The following is a 19,836-nucleotide window of genomic DNA, read 5'->3' as shown; positions in this document are numbered from 1 at the left end:
GAGTTACCGCGGCGGCAGCGTTTGCGGCCCGTCGGCCCAGGTGCGCCCGCACCCTCAGCCTGCCCAGTCCGGGTCGGCGCCGGTCAACCAGGCCGGATCGACCTCGCCCGGCTCGGGCAACGCCGCCGCGTCGCGGGACGGCCCACCGAGCGCCGCCTCGATCGCGTCGTCGAGCGACAGCGGTGCGGCCACGCCCGTCGCATCCCAGACGTCCCGCTCGGCGCACACGACGTCGTGAACGAGGCTGCCGACCAAGGGTTTCGCGACGCCGGTCGGCACCGGCGTCACCAGCCCGACCCAATGGCTGGCAAGCCACGGAGTGAGCACCGGCACGGGGACGATCACGCGACGCCGCAGCCCGTCCGCTCGCGCGAAACGATCGATGAGGTCGCGGTAGGTCAGTACGTCGCCACAGCCGATGTCGAAGGTGCGATTGCTGTCCTCGGGCAATCCGGCCGAGGCGACAAGCAGCCGTACGACGTCACGGATCGCGATGGGTTCGATGCGACTGCGCAGCCAGCGCGGCGCGACCATCGCGGGCAGTCGGTGCGTCAGATGGCGCAGCATCTCGAAGGATGCGGACCCGGAGCCGATGATCACTGCCGCCTGCAGAACGGTCGCCGGCACCTCTCCGGCGAGGAAGATCTCCCCGACCTCCGCCCGGGACGCCAGGTGTTCGCTCAGCTGCTCGTCGCGGGGGTGCAGGCCCGACTGGTAGACGACCCTGCTGACGCCGGAATCGGCCACGGCACGGGCGAATTGATGTGCCATCCGTTTGTCGCGCTCGCGGAAGTCGCCCTTGCCGTCCATCGAGTGCAGCAGGTAGTAGGCGACGTCGGCGCCCTCGAGCGCGCGTGCGAGATCGGCCGGCTCCGTTGCGTCACCCGCCACGATCCGGACGGCCGTCTCGTCGCGCGCCCAGGCTCGCTCGCGGATCGCGTTCGGGTGCCGCACCAGGACGGTGACCTGCCATCCGTCGGCCAGCAGTGCAGGCACGAGGCGGGAGCCGATGTATCCGCTGGCACCGGTCACCAGGGCGCGCCTGCTCATGTCAGCCATGCCTCCAACCTAACCGGCGGTCGGTTGCCGTTCCCCGAGCACGCGGAGCAACTCCTGCACTGCGCCGCTGTCGCGGGCCTTGGGCGAGGACACCAGACACAGCTGCCATCGCAACTGTTCAGCCAACTCCCGTATGACGACACCGCGCGCCTCGCCCGACGGTCTCGGGACCACGGCCACCCCGAGCCCGGATCGGACGTAATCGGACACGGTCGCCAGATCCGGCACCTCAACCAGGACCGAACGGCGCACGCCCTGCCCGGCGAGGAACCGATCGACCATGATCCGGTTGCCGAATCCCGTTGGTACGTCGACAAAACTGTCGCGTGCAAGTGCCGCGATCGAGACCGCCGACTCGGTCGCGAGCGGGTGCGTCGGCGGGAGCATCGCCACGAACGGGACGTCCTGCAGCACGATCGGTGCGAGGTCCTCCAGCTCGGTGGCGTCGAAACCGACCAGACCGACGTCCAGCCGGCCCGCCCGCAGATCCCGCGCGATGTCGCTCGATCCGCGGGGCCGCTGCGCCAGCGACAGCTTCACGTCCGGATGCCGACGGTGGAAGGCACCCAACCGGCCGGGCACGTCCAGCCACTCCAGGCTGGTCAGCGTGCCGATGCGGATTCGGCCGCGCAGCGCCGCGCCCTGGTCGCCGCCGATCGCCCGGATCCTTCGCTCCTCGCCCAGGATTCGCTCCGCGATCGGCAGCAGCTCGGCGCCCTGTGGGGTGAGCTCGACACGGCGGGTCGAGCGGGCCAGCACGGCATACCGCAGATCCTTCTCGAGTGCGGCGACCCCGGCACTGACGGTGGACTGCACCGCATTGAGTCGCGCGGCGGCCTGCGTGAAGCTGCGCTCCTGCGCCACCGTCACGAAATACTCGAGCTGCCGGGTGTCCATGGCCACGATATTAATCGCTCCCGTCGATGAATCACCTGACGATTGTTCGTTGGACACGATCAGCGGACGGGACGACCATGGAGGTATGACGACAACCACCCCGGACTCGGCCTCCGCGCGCGCCGGCCAAGCCGGTCACCGGCGCGCATTCTGGCTGGTAGCAGCGGCATTCGCCGCGACGATGGCGTTCACCACGGTGCCGACCCCGCTGTATGCGCTCTACCAGGCACGCGACGGTTTCCCGACGTTGATGATCACGGTGATCTTCGCGGCATACGGCTTCGGGGTGATGGGTGGTCTCTTCTTCGCCGGGCACATCTCGGACCACCTGGGGCGTCGCCGCATCCTCGTCGCGGCCGTCCTCGCCGAAGTCGTGTCGTGCCTGATGTTCATCTTCCTCAAGGATGTCGCCAGTCTGCTCATCGCACGATTCATCTGCGGCGCCGGCATCGGTGCGCTGACCTCGACTGCAACGGCGCACCTCAGCGAACTGCGGTCCGTGGGTGCGCCCGATGAGGACGGTCGGCGCGCGAGCCTGGTGGCAAGTGCTGTGAACACGGGCGGGCTGGCGCTCGGGCCGCTCGTCGGTGGTCTGCTCACCGAGTGGTGGCCGCACCCGCTGACGCTTCCGTTCCTCGTCTTCCTCGTCGCGCTGCTGCTCGTCGGCGTGATCGCCGTGAGCGTGCCGGAGACCGTCGCCATACCGGAGCAGCGCCCGGCATACCGACCTCAGCGCGTGAGCGTATCGCCAGAGGTACGAGGGGAATTCATCGCTTCGGGCCTAGCCGCCGCCGGTGCGTTCGCAGTGCTCGGCTTCTTCACGTCGCTGACCGGGAGCGTGCTGGGTGAGGTGATGCACCAGCACTCGCGATTGGTCATCGGCCTGGTCGTCTTCGGCACGATGGGCGCCTCGTCGGTGTCGCAGGTCGTCCTCTACGCGCTGCGACCGCGGCTCAAGCTGCAGGCAGGTATGGCGCTGATCGTCGCCGGCCTCGTGGTGGTCGCGGTCGGCACGATGGTCGGGTCCCTGCCGCTCTACGCGATCGGTGGCGTCGTCGCCGGTGCCGGCATCGGGCTGATCTTCGCCTCGAGCATCGCGGCGGCCAACCGGATGGCCGATCCGGCGCGGCGCGGCGAGACGGTGGCGGGGATGTTCCTCGCGGCATACGCCGGCATCACCGTGCCGGTCATCGCGTGTGGCGTGCTGCTGACGTGGGTGCCGACGGTCACGCTCGTCGTGTGCTTCGCGGCGCTGATCATCGTCGTCGCCATCGCATCGACCTGGCAGATGTTGAAGTTCACCCGCTGACGGCGGCTCGTAGCCTGAAGCAATGTGCAATGAGACCGACCGGCTCACCGTCGCCGACTTCCTCACCGAGGTACGCGCCGGACTGGAACGCGTGACGGGTGACGAGCTCGAGCAGATCCGGCGCGAGGGCGGCCGGGTCATCGACATCCGCAACGACCACACGCGGCTGCCCGAGGGGCACATCCCGGGGTCGGTCGTCGTCGATCGCCTCGTCCTCGAATGGCGCCTCGACCCGACCAGCGGCGCCGTGATGGACGACGCGCCCGGCTTCGACGATGTGGTCGTCATCGTCTGCAACGAGGGCTACTCGTCCTCCATCGCAGCAAGAGACTTGCAGCGCCTGGGGTTTCGGCGCGCGACCGACCTCATCGGCGGGTTTCGGCAGTATGCCGCGGAAGGCCACCCCGTCGTGGACGATCCGGCCCGGGTCGTTCGCTGATCAGGCTCCGCAGGTCGCCATGGCATCGATCTCGACGCGGAATCGCGGATCCACCAGGCCGGCGACCAGCACCAGTGAACAGGTCGGTAGCTTCTCCGGATCCAGGAAGGTGTCGCGAACCTCTCGGAACGCCTGCAGATCATCGCGATTCGTCAGGTAGACGGTCATCGAGACGACGCGGTCCAGCCCTGATCCGGCAGCGGTGAAAGCGGTCGCCAGATTCGTGAAGACCTGACGCACCTGGTCCGCGCCGTCGTCACCGACATAGTCACCACCGTCGATGGGCACTTGTCCTGAGACTGCGACCATCGGTCCCTCGAAGGACACCGCATGGCTGTATCCGTTGGTCGGGGGAAGGCCGTCTGGTCGCTGCAGGTATTCGGTCACCCATCGATCGTAGGTCGTGCGCTGACGAGTTTCTTTGCCTGACTGAGCATTTCGTCCACAGAGCCGGCAGGATCGGTGATCGGAGCCTGGACGAAGCGGACCGTGCCGGCTGGATCGACCAACAGGGACTGCCTCTTGTAGCGGTCGCCGCCGGCCACCCGGAACATCGGCAGTCGCAACGCCGTCGCGACCCGGCCGTCCGGATCCGAGAGCAGCTGGAACGGCAACTTCGCAAAGTCGGCGAACGCCGCCTGCTGGTCTGGGCGCTGGGTGCTCACGCCGAAGACCTCAACTCCCAGCGTCGCGAAGTCGGTATGGCGCGCGGCGTACGTCCGCGACTCGAGCGTGCATCCGGCCGCGCCAGGTATGTCGCCCCAACCGGGCGGGTAACCCTGCACGTCCGGCACGAAGGCTCCGGGAAAGAAGTAGAGAACGCGCCATCCGTCGCCACGAAGAGGGACCGTCGCGCCGTCGTGTGCCACCAGCTGCAGCTTCGGGATCTCGTGGTCGAGCAACCGGTGCACGCGCTCGACCTCCACCGACCGGGCCGTTGATGTCGCGGCGACGGCACCGTCACCGAGCAGCCAACGGTCGCCGAACTCCTGCATGGCGAGCAGGACCGGCAGCAGCCCTTCGCCGCGTCGACTCAGCACGTAGTCGTGCCGAGGCGGTCTGCTCGAATAGGCCCGTCGCTCCAGTAGCCCATCGTCGACGAGCGAGGCCAACCGCTCACTCAGAGCGCGGCGACTGATGCCGAGTACGTCCTGAATTGCGTCGAAACGCGTTGCACCCGCGGCGATTTCGCGCACGATGAGCCAGCTCCACCAGTCCTGGACCACCCCCAAGGTCTGCGCGATGCCACAGTCGGCGTCGCCGAGGTCTTCTCGCCGCATGCAACCTCCAACGAGCCGCGAGCGTAGTACATTCCATCCTGAAACGTAGTAGGTTCCATTTTGGTACTCGATGGGAGTTGCATGCCGCCCGATGACCACGCAGCAGTGAAATCGATCGCGCCCGATGAACCGGATGTCGGGGATCCCCGTGCCTTCTGGACGTATTGGTCCGCATCGACGACCTCCGGAGTCGGAAGCGCGGTCACCGGCGTCGCGTTGCCACTGATCGGCGTGCTCATCCTGCATGCCGGGGCGTTCGAGATGGGCGTGCTGGCGGCGGCGTCATACATCGCCTGGCTGGTGGTCGGCCTGCCCGCGGGCGCCATCGTGCGGCACCTGCCCTTGCGACGTCTCCAGGTGACGCTCGACCTGGTGCGGGCCGGCGCGATGCTCAGCATCCCGGTGAGCTGGTGGGCCGGCGGACTGACGATGGCGCAGCTGGTGGCGGTCGCCCTCGTCGTGTCGTTCGCCAACGTCTTCTTCGGTGTCGCGAACACGACGTTCCTGCCGAGAGTGGTGCCCAAGAGCGAACTGCACTCCCGGAACAGTCTGATGAGCGGCACCGATGCCGTGACTCAGCTCGGCGGACCGTCCATCGGCGGTCTCTTGGTGCAGAGTGTCGGCGCGGTGCCGACGCTGCTGGTCGACGCTGCGAGTTATGTCATGTCCGCACTACTGCTGCGGCATCTGCCCGAGTCGGTCGAACGCGTCGAACGCGCTGACCGCACACCGCTCCGCCAACAGATGCGCGAGGGGTGGAACTTCGTCCGGAACCACCCGGTGATGAATGTGTGCATGTGGGACGCAACCGTCACCAACTTCGTCTGTGGCGCGCAGCTGGCGCTCTTCGCCGTCTACCTGGTGAAGATCGCACATGCACCTGCCGGTCTGGTCGGCTTTCTGCTCGCCACCGAGGGCATCGGCGCCCTGCTGGGTGCGGCGGCCTCGCCATACATCGTCCGGCGACTGGGCTCTGCGCGCGCCTGCATCGCCTTCGGATTCGTCTCCGTCGTCGGCGCACTGCTCCTCCCGCTCGGCAGTCACGTCGGTGCGTGGGTCCTTTTCGGTGTCGGCAACGCCGTCTTCGCATCGGGCGTCGTCGTGCTGAGCACCGCGACCCGAACTTTCCGCCAGACGGCCACTCCGCCGGAGTTGTTGTCACGGGTTATGGCGACGGTGCGCTTCGTCTCGTGGGGCGCCATACCGATCGGCGCGCTGGTCGCGGGAGTGTTGGGCAGCTGGATCGGCCCGCGCGCCGCGCTGCTCGTCCTCGGCGTCGTCACAGTGGTCTCGCCGGTCATTCTGCTGTGCAGTCCGGTTCGTCACCTGCGCGACCTCGACGACCCCATCCCTGCCGAGTGACCGGGTCAGCGGAGGCGGACGACCTCGAAACGGCCCTGCGGGTGCGCGATCGCGTCCTGCGAGGCGATCAGCTGGATCTCCCGGGTGCCCGCCTGGTGGGTGCGCTCCATGATCGAGAAGACCGAATCCGCAGTGTCGGCAAGAGCTTTCGCGGGTTCCTCGGCCAGCCAGCGCGCGAGGAAGATCGCCGCGGTGGCATCACCGGCGCCGGAGACGTACATCGGCAGCAGCGGCGTCGTCACCAGCCAGGCGCCGTCATCGGTGACGACCGCGAGTTGCACTGAGTCCGCTGGGGTTTCGTCGGTTTGCACCGATGTGACGAGCACGGTTCGCGGGCCCCGGTCGCGCAGCGCGTCAACCGCTGACAACAGTCCGTCGACCGTGCGCACCTCGGAGCCGGTCAGGAACTCGAGCTCGAACTGGTTCGGCGTGACGATGTCAGCGGCGGGAATCACTGTGTCCCGCATGAATTCCGGTATGCCGGGCCGGACGAAGAAGCCGCGCTCGACATCTCCCATCACCGGGTCGGCGCAGTAGATCGCCTTCGGGTTCGCGGCCTTCACCCGCGACACCGCGTCGAGGATCACGGCACCGACCTGCTCGCCGCCCTGGTAGCCCGACAGGACCGCGTCACACTCGCCGAGGACACCGCGTTCCTCGATGCCGGTGATCACGTCGGCCACGGTCTCCGGCTCGAAGACCGGACCACGCCACTCGCCATACCCGGTGTGGTTGGAGAAGTGCACCGTGTAGACCGGCCACACCTCGAAACCGAGGCGCTGCAACGGAAAGACCGCCGAGCTGTTGCCCGCGTGACCGTAGGCGACCGAGGACTGGATCGACAGGATGTTCACCGCGGAAGTGTATGGCGCCAGCCTCCGCACACGAAGGCGACAACCAGACGGGCTCGGGCCAGCGGCGAGCTCGCGAGCGCCGGCTCGAAGTCGGCTGCGAGGAGTCGAGTCGACGGTTCAGCCGGGCACCACGACGGCTCGGTCGCCACCGGTGTGCGCCCACGCGCTGTCGATCCGGCTGAGCGGGAAGCTGCGGTACGGCACGTCGAGCACACCCGACCCGATCAGACCGATGACCTCGGGCAGCCCGGTCATCAACGCCTCGCGGGTCGCCGAGCCGGCACCACTGCCAACCACCCGAATTCGCCTGCTGCGCAACAACGTCGAGGGTACCGCGGCATCCGGCCCGCCGAGCGCGCCGATCTGGGTGTAGGTGATGTCGGCGTCGTCCTCGGCCATACCGGTCCGTCCCAGTGCTGCGAAGGCCGCCTCAGCGACACCGCCCCACACGTAGTCCAGCACCAGGTCGGGCGCATGCCCGTCCAGTCCGGCCCGGATCGCCGCGGCCGGATCGTCGCCGAGTGACACCGCCGTCGCCCCGTAGGACGCGACCTGTTCGAGTCGGTCCGGGTCACGGCCGACGCCGACGACACGCCCCGCTCCGAGATGCAGCGCGGACTGGATCGCCATACGGCCGGACATGCCGGTGGCGCCGAGGACGAGGACGGTGCCGAGCCCGCCGAGCTCATCGCGTCGCGCCCGTAGGGGCAGGTAGCCGGACATGCCGGGGTTGGTGCCGGCGGCCACCGCTAGTGGATCGGCACCGGACGGCAACTCGAACCCCATCGGGGTCGCGATGCGCTCGGCCATCGTGCCCCAGGGTGCGCGGGCATCTCCGGTGTAGACCAGCGCTCCGTCCGCTCTACGGGCAACGGCGTCCACGCCGATGACCTGGGGGTAGCGGCCGCCGCTGCCGTAATGCCGCCCGGAGGCCAGCGACCGCACCACCTGGTGGATACCTGCGCCGACCAGGTCGTAGTCGGTGGCGCCCTCGAAAGCGTCGGGCTCCGGGAAGTCCGCGCAGACGGGCGGCGCCCCCGCTTCAGTGACAACTGCCGCTTTCATGATGCTTCCTTAACGTTGTTAAGTTCAGTGGACTGCAACTGTCTCCCTAACACCGTTAAGGTGTCAAGTCATGAGCGAGCGCAGCGAGCGACCAAACAGGCTCAGAACGAATGCCGACACCCGAGGGACGAGGGAATCGGCATGAGCGAGCGCAGCGAGCGACCAAACAGGCTCAGAACGAATGCCGACACCCGAGGGACGAGGGAATCGGCATGAGCAAGGGAGTAAGCCGCGCGCGGCTGGTCGAGGCCGCGCTACAGGTGTTGGACGAGCGCGGGATCGACGGGCTGACCGTGCGCGCCGTCGCCGACGTTCTCGACGTCAAACCGCCGGCGCTCTACTGGCACGTCAAGGGCAAGCAGGAACTGCTCGACGAGATGGGCACGGAGATCCAGCGCCGGATCGTCGGCCGGCTGGATTTTGCTGGTAGCACTGCGAATTGGCCGCGGGGACTGGGCGAATACGCGCGAGTGTTGCGTGCGGAATACGGTCGGCACCGGGACGGCGCGCGGACCTTCAGCGGGACGCGGCTGACCGATCCGGCGCTGCTCGCCGCTCAGGAGCCGTGGCTGCAGGCAGGCGTCGACTCCGGGCTGACGCTGGAACAGATGGTGACCGCGGCGCAGTTGATCAGCAACTTCGTGGTCGGATTCGTGATCGAGGAGCAGGAGCGTGCGCAGTCAGGCGAGCAGCGCTACTCGCTGGCCGACCGCGACTCCGCACTGACCGACGCCCCGCTCAGCCGCGCGGCGGGGCGAGTCATCTTCGAGAATGCCGACCAGCGTTTCGAGCGCCAGCTCGGCATACTCCTCGAGGGTCTGGCGACGACCCGGCCCTCGATCGAGTGATGGGTGCGACTCTCAGATCACCTGCGCGTCGGCGCCCGAGTCGGTCACCACGGGCTTGCCGCTGAAGGCCCACTGCTTCATGCCGCCCTCGACGTTCGCCGCGTCGAAACCCTGCGACGCGAGCCAGGCCACCGCACGCCCGGATCGGTTGCCCGACCGGCAGATGATCGGCAGCGGGTCGCGCTCGTCGGCCTCGGGCAACTCACCGAGCCGACCCGGCAACTCACCGAGCGGGATGTGTATGGCGCCTGGCGCGTGCCCGGCGTCCCATTCGTTCTGCTCACGCACGTCGATCACGACGGCATCGTCGGCCAGCTTCTCGGGCGTGGTGGTGTCAGTCATGGGTCCATCTTCCCCATACCGGCCGACGCGCGTCGACACAGGGGAGACTTCGGTACGCGAGACGGCCCAGGGCGCCGTACCGCACTCGACCCTGGGGAGACTTCGGTACGCGAGACGGCCCGGGCGCCGTACCGAACCCGACCCGGGGGAGACTTCGGTACGCCGGACTACTTGAGCAGACGCGACATCCGCCGATCGGCGAGGGGCTTGCCACCGGTCTGGCAGGTCGCGCAGTACTGCATCGACCTGTCGGCGAACGACACCTCGCGCACCACGTCGCCACACACCGGACACTTCTCGCCGGTGCGGCCGTGCACCCGCATCCCGGCTCGCTTGGCGTCCTTCAGGTCCTTCGCCGGCTTGCCCGACGCCGCCGCGATCGCCTCGGTGAGGATGTCGCGCAGCGCGTCATACAGCCGATCGACCGCGTCGGGGTCCAGCTTCCCGGCGGCAGCGTATGGCGAGAGCTTCGCGGCGTGCAGCACCTCGTCCGAGTAGGCGTTGCCGACCCCGGCGATGACCGACTGGTCGCGCAGCACCCCCTTGATCTGTGACCGTGACCCCGTCAACAGCGCGGTGAAATCGGCACGGGATATCTCCAGCGGGTCCGGACCGAGCGACGCGATGCCCGGCACCTGCGCTGGGTCGCGCACGATGTGCACGGCCAGTCGCTTCTGCGTTCCGGCCTCGGTCAGGTCGAATCCCGAATCATCCGCGAACCGCATCCGCAACGCGATCGGCGACTTGCCCGGGCGCACCACGGTCTGCGGCAACGCGTCGGACCAGCGCAGCCAGCCGGCGCGCGACAGGTGGAAGACCAGGTGGATCCCGTCGACGTCGATGTCGATCCACTTGCCGTGCCGGGTCACGTCGGTGACGGTGAGACCGCCGAGCGAATCCACCGGCGGGTCATAGGTTTTCAGCACCGAGAAGGACCCGAGGTCGACGCGGGCAACCGGCAGTCCGACGATGCGTGATGCCAGGAAGTCGACGAGACCCTGGACCTCGGGAAGCTCAGGCATCGGCACCGCTCCTCTTGTCAGCGGCCGACCCGTCACCGGCCGACCCGTCACCGAGTGCCTTGCGCACCAACCGGTGCAGCGTGAAACCGTCCGGCCCCTCGCAGACCATCATCCGGATCGGGCGGCCTCGCAACTCGTCGCGGACCAACGGGTGACCGTGCGACAGCAACTGCTGGGTCGCGGTGAGTTGCCGGATCGCGATCGCCGCGACGTTGTCCGGATGCTCGACCGCGAAGTCCTCGTAGATCACCGGGTCGTGCTGACCGTCGTCGCCGACGAGCAGCCACTGGATGTGCGGGAACTCGGCGGCCAGCCGCCGCAGGGACGCCCGCTTGTGCGCCTGGCCGCTGCGGAAGATGCTGTCGTTGGTCGGCCCCCAGTCGGTCAGCAGGGCCGGCCCGGACGGGAACCCGTGGCGGCGCAGGAAGCGGGTCAGGATCGGTTGGGTGTTCCAGGCGCCCGTGGACAGGTAGAAGATCGGTGCCCCGGAGCGGTTCGCCAGCAAGGAGCGGTACATCGCCGGCATACCGGGCACGACCTTGCGAGCGGTCTCCTCCAGCACGAAGCTGTTCCAGGCCGCGATCATCGGACGCGGCAGGGCGGTGACCAGACAGGTGTCGTCGACGTCGCTGATGATCCCGAACCGGACGTCCGGCGAGATCACCTGGACCCGGGCCTCGACCTGCAGGTCCTCGACGCTGATCGTCGCGGTGTGCCAGCCCGGCTCCAGCCCGTGGTCGCGCAGCTCGACGTCGAGGTAGCCGCCCCGGTCGGTGGTGGCCGTCGTGCGCGCCGCGCCGAACTGCACCACCACGCCGACCTCGGCGAGCGGTGCGGTGAAGAAGACCTTGAAACCGCGCCGGATCGGCGCCTCCTCCGCACTGGGCGCAGTGGTCGGCTGGCCGTCCCGGCCGAGCACGACCCGCGCCAGCACCCGAGCGAAACCGGTCCCGCCATACCCGATGTAGGGCAGCACCTGCAGCTTCCATCCACGCTTGCGCAGCCGTCTGGCCACGACGGCATTGACCGCGTCCTCGGCACGCGCTGCGGGGTGGGCTTTGGGCATAGGGGTCAGGTTACGGCCCGCGTCGGACTACTGGTCACCATCACCGGGGTGAACTATCCGCAGGATGATCTCCGTCGCGCTGCGCAGCGCCTGTCGCTCCTGCTCACTCAGCCGGGCGACCTCGGGTGCCAGTGCCGCGGCGCGGGATGCGCGGAGTTGCTCGAGCTGTGCGCGACCGTCGTCGGTGAGGTCGATCAGCGCGACGCGCGCGTCGGTCGAGTCGGTCGAGCGGGTCGCCCAACCGGCGCCCTCCAGTCGTTGCACCTGCGTGGTCATCGTCGGCTGGCTGCAGTGGTCGGCGTGCGCGAGCTCGCCGATCCGCGCCGGGCCCAGCTCCTCGATCAGCGACAGCAACCGGGCCTGCGCCGGCGGGATGCGCAGCTCGGCGTGTCTTGTCGCCCAGCGGTTCAGCCGGGCGACGGCGCCCAGTAGGCGAGCGCCTTCGAGATCGACGGTTTCGGGTTTCATGGGCGAATGTTACATAGAAAAACTATGTGTCGTCAACCTTCCTGCGTCATCGGGCCGGCTGCCGCAGCTCGCGCTTGAGTATCTTGCCGGTCGCGCCCTTGGGGAGCGCGTCGACGAAGGTGATCGTCCGCGGATATTTGTATGCCGCCACGCGCTCCTTCACGTAATCGGTCAACGTCTCGGCGTCCAGATCCGATCCCTCTTTGCGGACCACGTATGCCGCGACGTCCTCGCCGTAGTGCTCGTGCGGCACGCCGATGACCGCCGCCTCGACGACGTCGGGGTGCTCGTAGAGAACCTCCTCGACCTCGCGCGGATAGACGTTGTAACCGCCGCGGATGATCATGTCCTTGGACCGGTCGACGATGAAGTAGTAACCGTCCTCGTCCTGCCGGGCCAGGTCGCCGGAGTAGAACCACCCGTCCCGCACGGCCTCGGCCGTCGCGTCCGGACGGCCCCAGTAGCCCTTCATGATCAGGTCGCCCTTGATCGCGATCTCGCCGATCTCACCGGCCGGCGTGTCAGTGCCGTCGGGCTGCGACAGTCGCATCTCGACGCCCTGCAACGGCAACCCGATCGAGCCGACCTTGCGCGGTCGGTCCGGCAGGTTGAAGGACGCGACCGGCGACGTCTCGGACAGGCCGTACCCCTCGAGGATCTTGGCGCCGAACCGCTCCTCGAACTTGCGCATCACCTCGCCGGGCAGCGCCGCGCCACCCGAGCAGCAGGTCCGCAACGACGAGACGTCGATGTCGTTGTCGGCCGGGTCGCCGGCGGCGACGAGCATCGCGTTGTACATGGTCGGCACGCCCTGGAAGACCGTCGCCGTGTCGCGCTGCATGATCTCCAGGACCTTGCCGGGCTCGAAGCGTGGGATCAGCGTGATCGTCGCCCCGGCGGCCACCGCCGCATTGAGCCCGCAGGTCAGCCCGAAGACGTGGAAGAGCGGCAGGCAACCCATGATCACGTCACCCGGGCTCAGGTGCACCAGCTGATCGGTGACCATCCGGCAGTTGTCGTCCAGGTTGTGGTGCGTGAGCTCGGCGCCCTTGGGCCGGCCGGTGGTACCGGAGGTGTAAAGGATGACCGCGGTGTCGTCGTCGGCTCGCTCGACCGGTTCGGGGATCGGGTCGGCGTCACCGAGCAGCCCCGCCTGATCGGTCGGATCGACGATCTCGAAGTCGGTGCCCGCCTCCTGCGCACCCTCCGGACCATCGCCCGGCATACCGAACATGACCGAGGCGCCGGAGTCGCTGAGGTAGTAGGCGATCTCGCGCGGCTTGAAGAGCGGGTTCATCGGCACGACGGTCGCGCCGGCCCACAACGTGCCGTAGAAGATGACCGGGAACGTCGGCAGGTTCGGCTGCGACAGCGCCACCCGGTCTCCGGGTCGTATGCCGCGCGCGACCAGCTTTCCGGCGAACTTCGCTGCGGCGTCACGGAGTTGGGCGTAGGTCAGCGTGAAGTCATCGAGCTTGACCGCCACGACGTCCGGGTGCTGCTCCGCCGTACGGGCCAGGTTTGCGGCGAGGTTCGTCATGGCGACAACTGTAGAACGACGACGTGTTCCGGATCACACATTGTTCAAACGTCGGTGCGGATGAACGCGTGAGGACTCGGTCAGCGGGTCGCAGCCGACACGCTGCCGCTGCCCTTCTCGAGCAATCGCTCCGCCTGCGTCGCGTCGACCTCGGCGAGCAGCATGACAATCGCGACCTTGGTGCGCCCACCGGCCTCGGTGAGCGCATCGGCGGCGGTCTGCTGATCGGACTCGGTCGCCGCGGCGACCATCCGCCGCGCGCGGTCGACCAGCTTGTCGTTGGTCGGTCGCATGTCGACCATGAGGTTGCCGTAGGTCTTGCCGATCCGCACCATGGCGCCGGTGGACAGCATGTTGCAGACCATCTTCTGAGCGGTGCCGGCCTTCAACCGGGTGGAACCGGTCAGCACCTCGGGTCCGGTGGCGACCTCGATCGCGACCTTGGCCTCGCGCCCGATCAGCGAGCTCTTGTTGCAGGCGACGGCGACGGTCCGCGCGCCGCGCTCCTGCGCCCGGCGCAGCCCGGCGATGACGTAGGGCGTCCGGCCGCTCGCCGCGATGCCGACGACCGTGTCGTCGTGTCCGACCTGCAGGTCGTCGATGTCGGCGGCAGCGGCATCCAAGTCGTCCTCGGCGCCCTCGACGGCCTGCACGAAGGCGCCCTGACCGCCGGCGAGCAGTGCGGTCACCTGGTCGGCGTCGGTGTCGAACGTCGGCGGGCACTCGACCGCGTCGAGCAGACCCAGGCGGCCACTGGTGCCGGCACCGAGGTAGATCAACCGGCCGCCGGCGCGCAGCGACTCGGCGATCAGGTCGACGGCCTGGGTGATGTCCGGGAGCACCTCCCGCACGGCGAGCGCCACGGTCTGGTCCTCGTCGTTCATCAGCTCCAGCAGTTGCCGGGTGTCCATCGAATCCAGGTCGGCACTACGCGGGTTGCGCGCCTCGGTCGTGAGTTCACCGAGGTTCATTTGGTCTTGTTCCTCTTGGCCGCGCGCTTCATCGGCCGCGAGTCCCGGACCGCCTCGTGTGTACGGCGCAACGCCTCGGTGGTCGCCTCCAGCGAGCTGCGTGCCACGCCGACGAAGAGGAAATCGACGACGGCCAGCTGCGCGGTCCGGCTGGCGAGCGCGCCGGAACGGAAGGCGGTCTCGCGGGCGGCCGTGGTCAGCACGATGTCGGCGTGCTCGACGATCGGGGAGCCGGAGAAGTTGGTGATGGCGATCGTCGTCGCGCCCGCCTTCTTCGCGGCGGCCAGCGTCTCGACGACGTCCTGGGTGCTGCCGGAGTGCGAGATGCCGATGGCGACGTCCGCCGGTCCGAGCAGCACCGCTGCCGTCATCGCGGCATGGAACTCCGCCCAGCAGAGCGCGACCCGGCCGGCGCGCACGAGTTTGTACTGCAGGTCGGTGCCGACCAGGCCACTGGCGCCGATGCCGAAGATCTCCACCCGCGGTGCCGCTGCGACGGCGGCGACCGCCGCGTCGAGGGCCGACAGATCGAGGTGTTCAGCGGTCTCCTGCAGCGCGCGGACCTCGTGGTGGACGATCGCCGCCACGATGTCCTCGGTGGTCTCGGCCTCGTTCAGGTCGGAGGGCGGCTGGCGGGTCGGGCCGCCGAGCGCCGACTCCCGGGCAGCGGCGCCGGCCAGCGCGAGACGCAACTGGGGATAGCCACCGAAACCGACACTGTGACTGAAGCGGGCGACGGTCGCGACGGAGGTCTCCGCGCGTTCGGCCAACTCGGTGATCGACAGGTGCGCGGCGCCCGCCGGGTCGCGCAACACGACCTCGGCGACCCGGTGCTCTGCCGGCTGCAGTTGCGGCAATGCGGACCGCATGCGGACGAGCACGTCACGCGTGGGGTCTCCCGACGGGTCACCCGTTACCTCTGCCATCACGTCCCTTTCCGACCTTCGGCGCGGGGCGTCGCAAGGTGTTCGTTGCGCTCGGCCGCTCGTCCGAGCCACCTGATCTTCTGCCTCGTCACTGTAACCATCGAATGAAAATCAAGTGCCAGGAGCGTCACTCCACTTGGAAAAGATTGACATATCCTGACCAAGACGTTGGTTCCGAACAAGCACAACGAGCGTGGTGCCCTGCCTGACTCATAGTGCACGTTCGTCGGCGCGTCCCGGCATACAACGCCACAACTCGCGCATTGTCCGACAGCCCGCTGAGAACCCGGCCCATATTGCAAGGAGTCCCTGTGATCGTCGTCGGCTGCATCTCCGGAACATCGGTCGACGGCATCGATGTCGCGGTCGCCGAGCTGGCCGGCGCCGACAACGGGGAGCTGACACTGCGGCCGCTGGGTGCGCGCACCCACGCCTGGTCCGGGTCGACCCGCGCCGGGCTGCTCGCACTGTTGCCGCCCGCGTCGACGACGGCCGCGGACGTATGCCGCCTCGACATCCTCGCCGGCCGCGAGATCGCCGACGCCGTGCAGTCGGCCGTCGACGAGTTCGCCGGTGGTCGTGCAGATCTGGTGGTCAGTCACGGGCAGACCGTCTTCCATTGGGTCGAGGACGGCGTCGCGCACGGCGGGCTGCAGCTCGGGCAGCCGGCCGCGATCGTCGAACGCACCGGGTTGCCGGTGGTCAGCGACGTCCGTAGCCGCGACATCGCCGCCGGAGGCCAGGGCGCGCCGCTGGCCGGGACGATGGATCTCTTGCTCTTGCAGGAAGCTGGTCGAGTAGTGGAGGAGCGAAGCGGGGGAGCTGTATCGAGACCGGGGTCGAGCGCCGCGCTGCTCAACCTGGGCGGCATCGCCAACGTGACCGTGGCATCGCCGCACGGCGTCGCGGCCTTCGACACGGGCCCGGCCAACTGCCTCATCGACGCCGCTGTGTCCGCAGCCACCTCCGGCTCTCAGGCGTATGACGCCGACGGGCGTCTCGCGGCCGCCGGTCAGGTGGATCAGGTGCTGCTGGAGCGCCTGCTGGCCGAGCCGTACTACGCACTGCCGGCACCGAAATCGACCGGGCGGGAGCTCTTCACGACGGACTATCTCGCGGGCCTTGGTCTCGATACCCATGGTCTCGATACCCCGGGTCTCGATACGCGGCTCGTACCTCACCGCTACTCGACCGGCGAGCTCGCGGATCTGGTCGCGACGCTGACCGAGCTGACGGCCGTGACCGTCGCGAATGCGCTCGCGCCGTACGAGGTGGTGAAGGTGTTCGCCTCCGGCGGTGGCGTGCGCAACCCGGTCCTGATGGACCGGTTGGCCGAACATCTCGGGCCGGCACGGCTCACGACCAGTGACGAGCTCGGGCTGCCGGTCGACGACAAGGAGGGTTACCTGATGGCGTTGATCGGTTACCTGACCTGGCACGGCATACCGGGGGTGCTCACGGACGCCGACGGGCGCTCGTTGACCGGGGCGGGGACACCGCGGGTGCTCGGCCGAATCAGCCCAGGCGACAAGCCGTTACGCCTCCCGGAACCGGGCGTGACACCGCGGAGCCTGCGCGTGGTGAACTGATCCGGTGACCGAGCCGAATCCCCTGCATCCGCTGCTCCGACAGCGGTGGAGCCCGCAGGATTTCCGCGCCGACCACGAACTCGATGCGGCGGATGTCGCCACCCTGTTGGAGGCCGCCCGCTGGGCGCCGTCCGCGGGCAACTCGCAGCCATGGGCGTTCGTCGCGGCGCGCCGTGCTGATGCGATGCATCAGCGGCTCACCCCCTGCCTGCTCGGCGGCGCACGTCGCTGGGGCGTTCGTGCGAGCCTGTTGCTGGTCAACCTGTGCCACCGCACGGTCGGCGAAACCGACTACGAATACTCTGAATTCGCGATGTATGACCTCGGGCAGGCCGTCGCGCACCTGACCATCCAGGCCGAGTCGATGGGGTTGTCCGTGCGGCAGTTCCGCAGCTTCGACCGGGACGCGATCGAGGCGCTGCTCACCGTCGCCCCGGGCTGGCAGGTCGCCAGCATGGCCGCGATCGGCGTGCCGCCGGAGCAGCCTGCGCCATACGCCGCGCAGTTGCCGGACGGTCGCACCCTGCCGCGCGAGCGGCGGCCGCTGACGAGCCTCGATGCCCGACAGGATCCGGACCGGCCGTCACGAGGATGACCCGCCGCCCTCGATGTCGATGTGCGGGGTGATGCGGTCCAACCAGCGCGGCATCCACCAGGCGTGCTCGTCGAGCACCGACATCACCGCCGGCACGAAGATCATCCGGATCACGCTCGCGTCGATGAGCACCGCGACCGCCATACCGACCGCGAGCATCTTGACGGTGGGGTCGTCATCGAGCACGAAGCTGGTGAAGACGACCACCATGATCGCCGCGGCCGTGGTGATGACTCGCGCAGTGCCGCCGATGCCGATCGCGACGCTGCGGTGTGAGTCGCCGGTCGTCATCCAGGCCTCGTGCACCCGGGAGATGAGGAAGACCTCGTAGTCCATCGACAGGCCGAACACGATCGCGAACATCAGCATCGGCACGAACGCCGGGATCGGCAGGCTCTCGTGGATCCCGATCAGCTCCGAGCCCCACTGCCACTGGAATACCGCCACCATCACGCCGTATGCCGCGCCGACCGACACCAGGTTCAGCACGCCTGCCTTCGTCGCGATGACCACCGACCGGAAAGCCACCGTCAGCAGCACGAACGAGAGCGCCACCACCGCGAGGATCAGCCACGGCATGCGTTGCGCGGTGCGTTCGGTGAAGTCGACATACCCCGCGGTCGTCCCGGCCAGGTAGGTCGTCGCCTTGACCGGCGGCAGCACGTTGTCCCGCAGGTCGTTCACGAGGTCGGTGGTCGCCGCGTCCTGCGGTGCCGTCGTCGGTATGACGGTCAGGGTCGCGGTGGTGCCGGCGCTGTTGACGTCCGGCTTGCTGACCGAGGCGACCCCGTGCGTCTTGGTGAGGGTGGACTGCAGGTTCGTCAGCAGTGTCTGGTTGCTGTCCGACGAAGCTCCCTTCGGCAGCGAAACCACAACGCTGAGAGGGCCGTTCGCACCAGGGCCGAATCCTTCGGACACGAGGTCATAGGCCCGGCGGCTCGTCTGGTCCGTCGGATTGGTGCCCGCATCCAGTTGGCCCAACCGCAGCGAGAAGACCGGGATGATCAGGACGCACAACAGCAGGAACGACCCGATCGCCCAGGGCCACGGCCGGTTGCTGACCATGGTCCCCCAGCGCGCGAATGCGCTGTGTTCGTGGGCGGTTTCGTCGTTCGGGTGCGAGCGGCGATAGCGACCGAAGGCCCGCACGTGAGTTCCCGCGACACCCATGAACGCCGGCGTCAGGGTGAGCGCAGCGAGTATGGCGACCGCCACCACGACGGCCGATGCCGCACCCATCGCACCCACGAACGGCACCCCGGAGACATAGAGACCGAGGATGGCCACGACGACGGTGCCGCCGGCGACCACCACCGCGCCGCCCGAGGTGGAGGTCGCGTCCGCGGCGGAATCGATCACGTCCATGCCCTGGTCGACGTGCTCACGATGCCGGGCAACCAGGAACAGGCCGTAGTCGATCGCCACACCGAGACCGAGCAGGGTCGCCACGGTCGGCGCGGTCGTCGGGAAACTCGAGGCGGCGGCGAGCAGGCCGACCAGCGACAGGCCGGTCAGGACGCTGAACAGCGCCGACAGCAACGGGATGACCGCCGCCCAGATCGACAGGAACATGAACAGCAACAGCAGCAGGGCGCAGCTCAGGCCGATGATCTCCGACGACTTGTCGTCGGTCTGCTGGCCGATCTGGCCGGCGCCGGCGCCATACTCCACCTGCAGTCCGGCCGACCGGGCCGGCTTGACCGCCGTGTCCAGTTTGGTCAGGTAGTCGGTGCCCAGTGAGGCGGGGACCACCGTGAAGTTCACGGTCCCGTAGGCGATGGTGCCGTCCTTCGACACCCGCGGCGGGTCGACCGTCAGCGGGTTGGTGGTGGCCACCACGTCCGGCAGCGCCGCAACGTTCTTCATCGCGGAATTCACGGCGCTCGACTGGTCGTCGATGGTGCCCTTCTTCGCGTGGAAGACGATCTGCCCGGCATACCCGCCCTGCGACGGGAACTCCTTCTGCAGCACGGTCAGGCCGTGCGAGGACTGGCTGCCCGGGACGGTGTAGTTGTTGTAGAAGTCACCGCCGAAACCGGCTCGCAGACCGGCGAGTGCGATGACGACGACGAGCCACGCGATGATGACGGCCCAGCCGCGCGAGGCGCAGAACCGGCCGAGCCGACCCAGGAGTTCGTGCATGGCGTTCCTCCGCATGTCCCGTGTCGCCACCGACAGCGATCGGTCACCGCACGGCACCCTGG

General features: G+C 68.5%; 20 protein-coding genes. 6 read left to right on the top strand and 14 right to left on the bottom strand.

The window, feature by feature from the left end; translation table 11 throughout:
• Positions 1 to 54: 54 nt before the first annotated feature.
• Complete coding sequence (locus tag ACZ50J_RS00995; protein ID WP_464299423.1) at positions 55 to 1,059, bottom strand: NAD(P)H-binding protein; 1,005 nt, start codon at positions 1,057 to 1,059, stop codon at positions 55 to 57.
• Between the two features lie 9 nt (positions 1,060 to 1,068).
• A complete protein-coding gene (locus ACZ50J_RS00990) occupies positions 1,069 to 1,956 on the bottom strand; it encodes a LysR family transcriptional regulator (protein WP_464299422.1) in 888 nt (295 codons plus the stop codon).
• 85 nt (positions 1,957 to 2,041) lie between these two features.
• Here ACZ50J_RS00990 and ACZ50J_RS00985 point away from each other — a divergent pair, with 85 nt between their 5' ends.
• Positions 2,042 to 3,265: an MFS transporter gene (locus ACZ50J_RS00985; RefSeq protein WP_464299421.1), complete on the top strand. Its 1,224-nt coding sequence runs from the start codon at positions 2,042 to 2,044 to the stop codon at positions 3,263 to 3,265.
• A gap of 22 nt (positions 3,266 to 3,287) precedes the next feature.
• Entirely contained in the window at positions 3,288 to 3,704 is a 417-nt protein-coding gene (locus ACZ50J_RS00980; protein ID WP_464299420.1) for a rhodanese-like domain-containing protein, read from the top strand.
• Here ACZ50J_RS00980 and ACZ50J_RS00975 read toward each other — a convergent pair whose 3' ends face one another.
• Both ACZ50J_RS00975 and ACZ50J_RS00970 read right to left on the bottom strand, forming a co-directional pair.
• Positions 3,705 to 4,091: a RidA family protein gene (locus ACZ50J_RS00975; protein ID WP_464299419.1), complete on the bottom strand. Its 387-nt coding sequence runs from the start codon at positions 4,089 to 4,091 to the stop codon at positions 3,705 to 3,707.
• Positions 4,088 to 4,984: a winged helix-turn-helix transcriptional regulator gene (locus ACZ50J_RS00970; RefSeq protein WP_464299418.1), complete on the bottom strand. Its 897-nt coding sequence runs from the start codon at positions 4,982 to 4,984 to the stop codon at positions 4,088 to 4,090. Before ACZ50J_RS00970 ends, ACZ50J_RS00975 begins: the two co-directional genes overlap by 4 nt.
• 81 nt (positions 4,985 to 5,065) lie before the next feature.
• Here ACZ50J_RS00970 and ACZ50J_RS00965 point away from each other — a divergent pair, with 81 nt between their 5' ends.
• Positions 5,066 to 6,346 (top strand): MFS transporter, encoded by a 1,281-nt coding sequence (locus ACZ50J_RS00965; RefSeq protein ID WP_464299417.1) that lies wholly within the window; start codon positions 5,066 to 5,068, stop codon positions 6,344 to 6,346.
• 5 nt (positions 6,347 to 6,351) lie between these two features.
• Here ACZ50J_RS00965 and pdxY read toward each other — a convergent pair whose 3' ends face one another.
• On the bottom strand, positions 6,352 to 7,200 hold the full coding sequence (gene pdxY, locus ACZ50J_RS00960; RefSeq protein WP_464299416.1) for a pyridoxal kinase PdxY: 849 nt from the start codon (positions 7,198 to 7,200) through the stop codon (positions 6,352 to 6,354).
• Positions 7,201 to 7,317: 117 nt separating this feature from the next.
• Positions 7,318 to 8,265 carry a zinc-binding dehydrogenase gene (locus ACZ50J_RS00955; protein ID WP_464299415.1) on the bottom strand — a complete coding sequence of 316 codons (948 nt, stop codon included), beginning with the start codon at positions 8,263 to 8,265 and terminating at the stop codon, positions 7,318 to 7,320.
• A gap of 212 nt (positions 8,266 to 8,477) precedes the next feature.
• Here ACZ50J_RS00955 and ACZ50J_RS00950 point away from each other — a divergent pair, with 212 nt between their 5' ends.
• Complete coding sequence (locus ACZ50J_RS00950) at positions 8,478 to 9,113, top strand: TetR/AcrR family transcriptional regulator C-terminal domain-containing protein (protein WP_464299414.1); 636 nt, start codon at positions 8,478 to 8,480, stop codon at positions 9,111 to 9,113.
• 12 nt (positions 9,114 to 9,125) lie between these two features.
• Here the strand turns inward: ACZ50J_RS00950 and ACZ50J_RS00945 are convergent, their stop codons facing one another.
• From ACZ50J_RS00945 to ACZ50J_RS00915, 7 genes are all read right to left on the bottom strand, one after another.
• Positions 9,126 to 9,455 carry a rhodanese-like domain-containing protein gene (locus tag ACZ50J_RS00945; protein WP_464299413.1) on the bottom strand — a complete coding sequence of 110 codons (330 nt, stop codon included), beginning with the start codon at positions 9,453 to 9,455 and terminating at the stop codon, positions 9,126 to 9,128.
• A gap of 167 nt (positions 9,456 to 9,622) precedes the next feature.
• A complete protein-coding gene (locus ACZ50J_RS00940) occupies positions 9,623 to 10,477 on the bottom strand; it encodes an Fpg/Nei family DNA glycosylase (protein ID WP_464299412.1) in 855 nt (284 codons plus the stop codon).
• Positions 10,470 to 11,543 carry an App1 family protein gene (locus ACZ50J_RS00935; RefSeq protein WP_464299411.1) on the bottom strand — a complete coding sequence of 358 codons (1,074 nt, stop codon included), beginning with the start codon at positions 11,541 to 11,543 and terminating at the stop codon, positions 10,470 to 10,472. The genes ACZ50J_RS00940 and ACZ50J_RS00935 overlap by 8 nt, the downstream gene beginning before the upstream one ends.
• A 27-nt stretch (positions 11,544 to 11,570) precedes the next feature.
• Positions 11,571 to 12,011, bottom strand: a complete 441-nt coding sequence (locus ACZ50J_RS00930) for a MarR family winged helix-turn-helix transcriptional regulator (RefSeq protein WP_464299410.1) — start codon at positions 12,009 to 12,011, stop codon at positions 11,571 to 11,573.
• A 46-nt stretch (positions 12,012 to 12,057) separates the two neighbouring features.
• Complete coding sequence (locus tag ACZ50J_RS00925; protein WP_464299409.1) at positions 12,058 to 13,551, bottom strand: long-chain-fatty-acid--CoA ligase; 1,494 nt, start codon at positions 13,549 to 13,551, stop codon at positions 12,058 to 12,060.
• Between the two features lie 80 nt (positions 13,552 to 13,631).
• Positions 13,632 to 14,522 carry an N-acetylmuramic acid 6-phosphate etherase gene (gene murQ, locus ACZ50J_RS00920; RefSeq protein ID WP_464299408.1) on the bottom strand — a complete coding sequence of 297 codons (891 nt, stop codon included), beginning with the start codon at positions 14,520 to 14,522 and terminating at the stop codon, positions 13,632 to 13,634.
• On the bottom strand, positions 14,519 to 15,448 hold the full coding sequence (locus ACZ50J_RS00915) for a MurR/RpiR family transcriptional regulator (RefSeq protein WP_464301387.1): 930 nt from the start codon (positions 15,446 to 15,448) through the stop codon (positions 14,519 to 14,521). The genes murQ and ACZ50J_RS00915 overlap by 4 nt, the downstream gene beginning before the upstream one ends.
• Before the next feature lie 311 nt (positions 15,449 to 15,759).
• Between ACZ50J_RS00915 and ACZ50J_RS00910 the strand changes: the two genes are divergently transcribed.
• Complete coding sequence (locus ACZ50J_RS00910; protein WP_464299407.1) at positions 15,760 to 17,037, top strand: anhydro-N-acetylmuramic acid kinase; 1,278 nt, start codon at positions 15,760 to 15,762, stop codon at positions 17,035 to 17,037.
• Between the two features lie 4 nt (positions 17,038 to 17,041).
• Positions 17,042 to 17,632 (top strand): nitroreductase family protein, encoded by a 591-nt coding sequence (locus tag ACZ50J_RS00905; RefSeq protein ID WP_464299406.1) that lies wholly within the window; start codon positions 17,042 to 17,044, stop codon positions 17,630 to 17,632.
• On the opposite strand, the gene ACZ50J_RS00900 is transcribed toward ACZ50J_RS00905, so the two are convergent.
• Entirely contained in the window at positions 17,621 to 19,774 is a 2,154-nt protein-coding gene (locus ACZ50J_RS00900) for an MMPL family transporter (RefSeq protein WP_464299405.1), read from the bottom strand. The genes ACZ50J_RS00905 and ACZ50J_RS00900 overlap by 12 nt on opposite strands.
• Positions 19,775 to 19,836 lie beyond the last annotated feature (62 nt).

The organism is Flexivirga sp. G2 (assembly GCF_055397625.1).
The sequence above is the reverse complement of the archived record's forward strand: the minus strand, read 5'-3'. Positions and strand labels throughout refer to the sequence as shown.

What these genes read in the sequence shown, in the direction of transcription:
- ACZ50J_RS00995 (WP_464299423.1), bottom strand. Translation starts at nt 1,059, where the DNA reads ATGGCTGACATGAGCAGGCGCGCCCTGGTGACCGGTGCCAGCGGATAC.
- ACZ50J_RS00990 (WP_464299422.1), bottom strand. Translation starts at nt 1,956, where the DNA reads ATGGACACCCGGCAGCTCGAGTATTTCGTGACGGTGGCGCAGGAGCGC.
- ACZ50J_RS00985 (WP_464299421.1), top strand. Translation starts at nt 2,042, where the DNA reads ATGACGACAACCACCCCGGACTCGGCCTCCGCGCGCGCCGGCCAAGCC.
- ACZ50J_RS00980 (WP_464299420.1), top strand. Translation starts at nt 3,288, where the DNA reads ATGTGCAATGAGACCGACCGGCTCACCGTCGCCGACTTCCTCACCGAG.
- ACZ50J_RS00970 (WP_464299418.1), bottom strand. Translation starts at nt 4,984, where the DNA reads ATGCGGCGAGAAGACCTCGGCGACGCCGACTGTGGCATCGCGCAGACC.
- ACZ50J_RS00965 (WP_464299417.1), top strand. Translation starts at nt 5,066, where the DNA reads ATGCCGCCCGATGACCACGCAGCAGTGAAATCGATCGCGCCCGATGAA.
- ACZ50J_RS00955 (WP_464299415.1), bottom strand. Translation starts at nt 8,265, where the DNA reads ATGAAAGCGGCAGTTGTCACTGAAGCGGGGGCGCCGCCCGTCTGCGCG.
- ACZ50J_RS00950 (WP_464299414.1), top strand. Translation starts at nt 8,478, where the DNA reads ATGAGCAAGGGAGTAAGCCGCGCGCGGCTGGTCGAGGCCGCGCTACAG.
- ACZ50J_RS00945 (WP_464299413.1), bottom strand. Translation starts at nt 9,455, where the DNA reads ATGACTGACACCACCACGCCCGAGAAGCTGGCCGACGATGCCGTCGTG.
- ACZ50J_RS00940 (WP_464299412.1), bottom strand. Translation starts at nt 10,477, where the DNA reads ATGCCTGAGCTTCCCGAGGTCCAGGGTCTCGTCGACTTCCTGGCATCA.
- ACZ50J_RS00935 (WP_464299411.1), bottom strand. Translation starts at nt 11,543, where the DNA reads ATGCCCAAAGCCCACCCCGCAGCGCGTGCCGAGGACGCGGTCAATGCC.
- ACZ50J_RS00930 (WP_464299410.1), bottom strand. Translation starts at nt 12,011, where the DNA reads ATGAAACCCGAAACCGTCGATCTCGAAGGCGCTCGCCTACTGGGCGCC.
- ACZ50J_RS00925 (WP_464299409.1), bottom strand. Translation starts at nt 13,551, where the DNA reads ATGACGAACCTCGCCGCAAACCTGGCCCGTACGGCGGAGCAGCACCCG.
- murQ (WP_464299408.1), bottom strand. Translation starts at nt 14,522, where the DNA reads ATGAACCTCGGTGAACTCACGACCGAGGCGCGCAACCCGCGTAGTGCC.
- ACZ50J_RS00915 (WP_464301387.1), bottom strand. Translation starts at nt 15,448, where the DNA reads ATGGCAGAGGTAACGGGTGACCCGTCGGGAGACCCCACGCGTGACGTG.
- ACZ50J_RS00900 (WP_464299405.1), bottom strand. Translation starts at nt 19,774, where the DNA reads ATGCACGAACTCCTGGGTCGGCTCGGCCGGTTCTGCGCCTCGCGCGGC.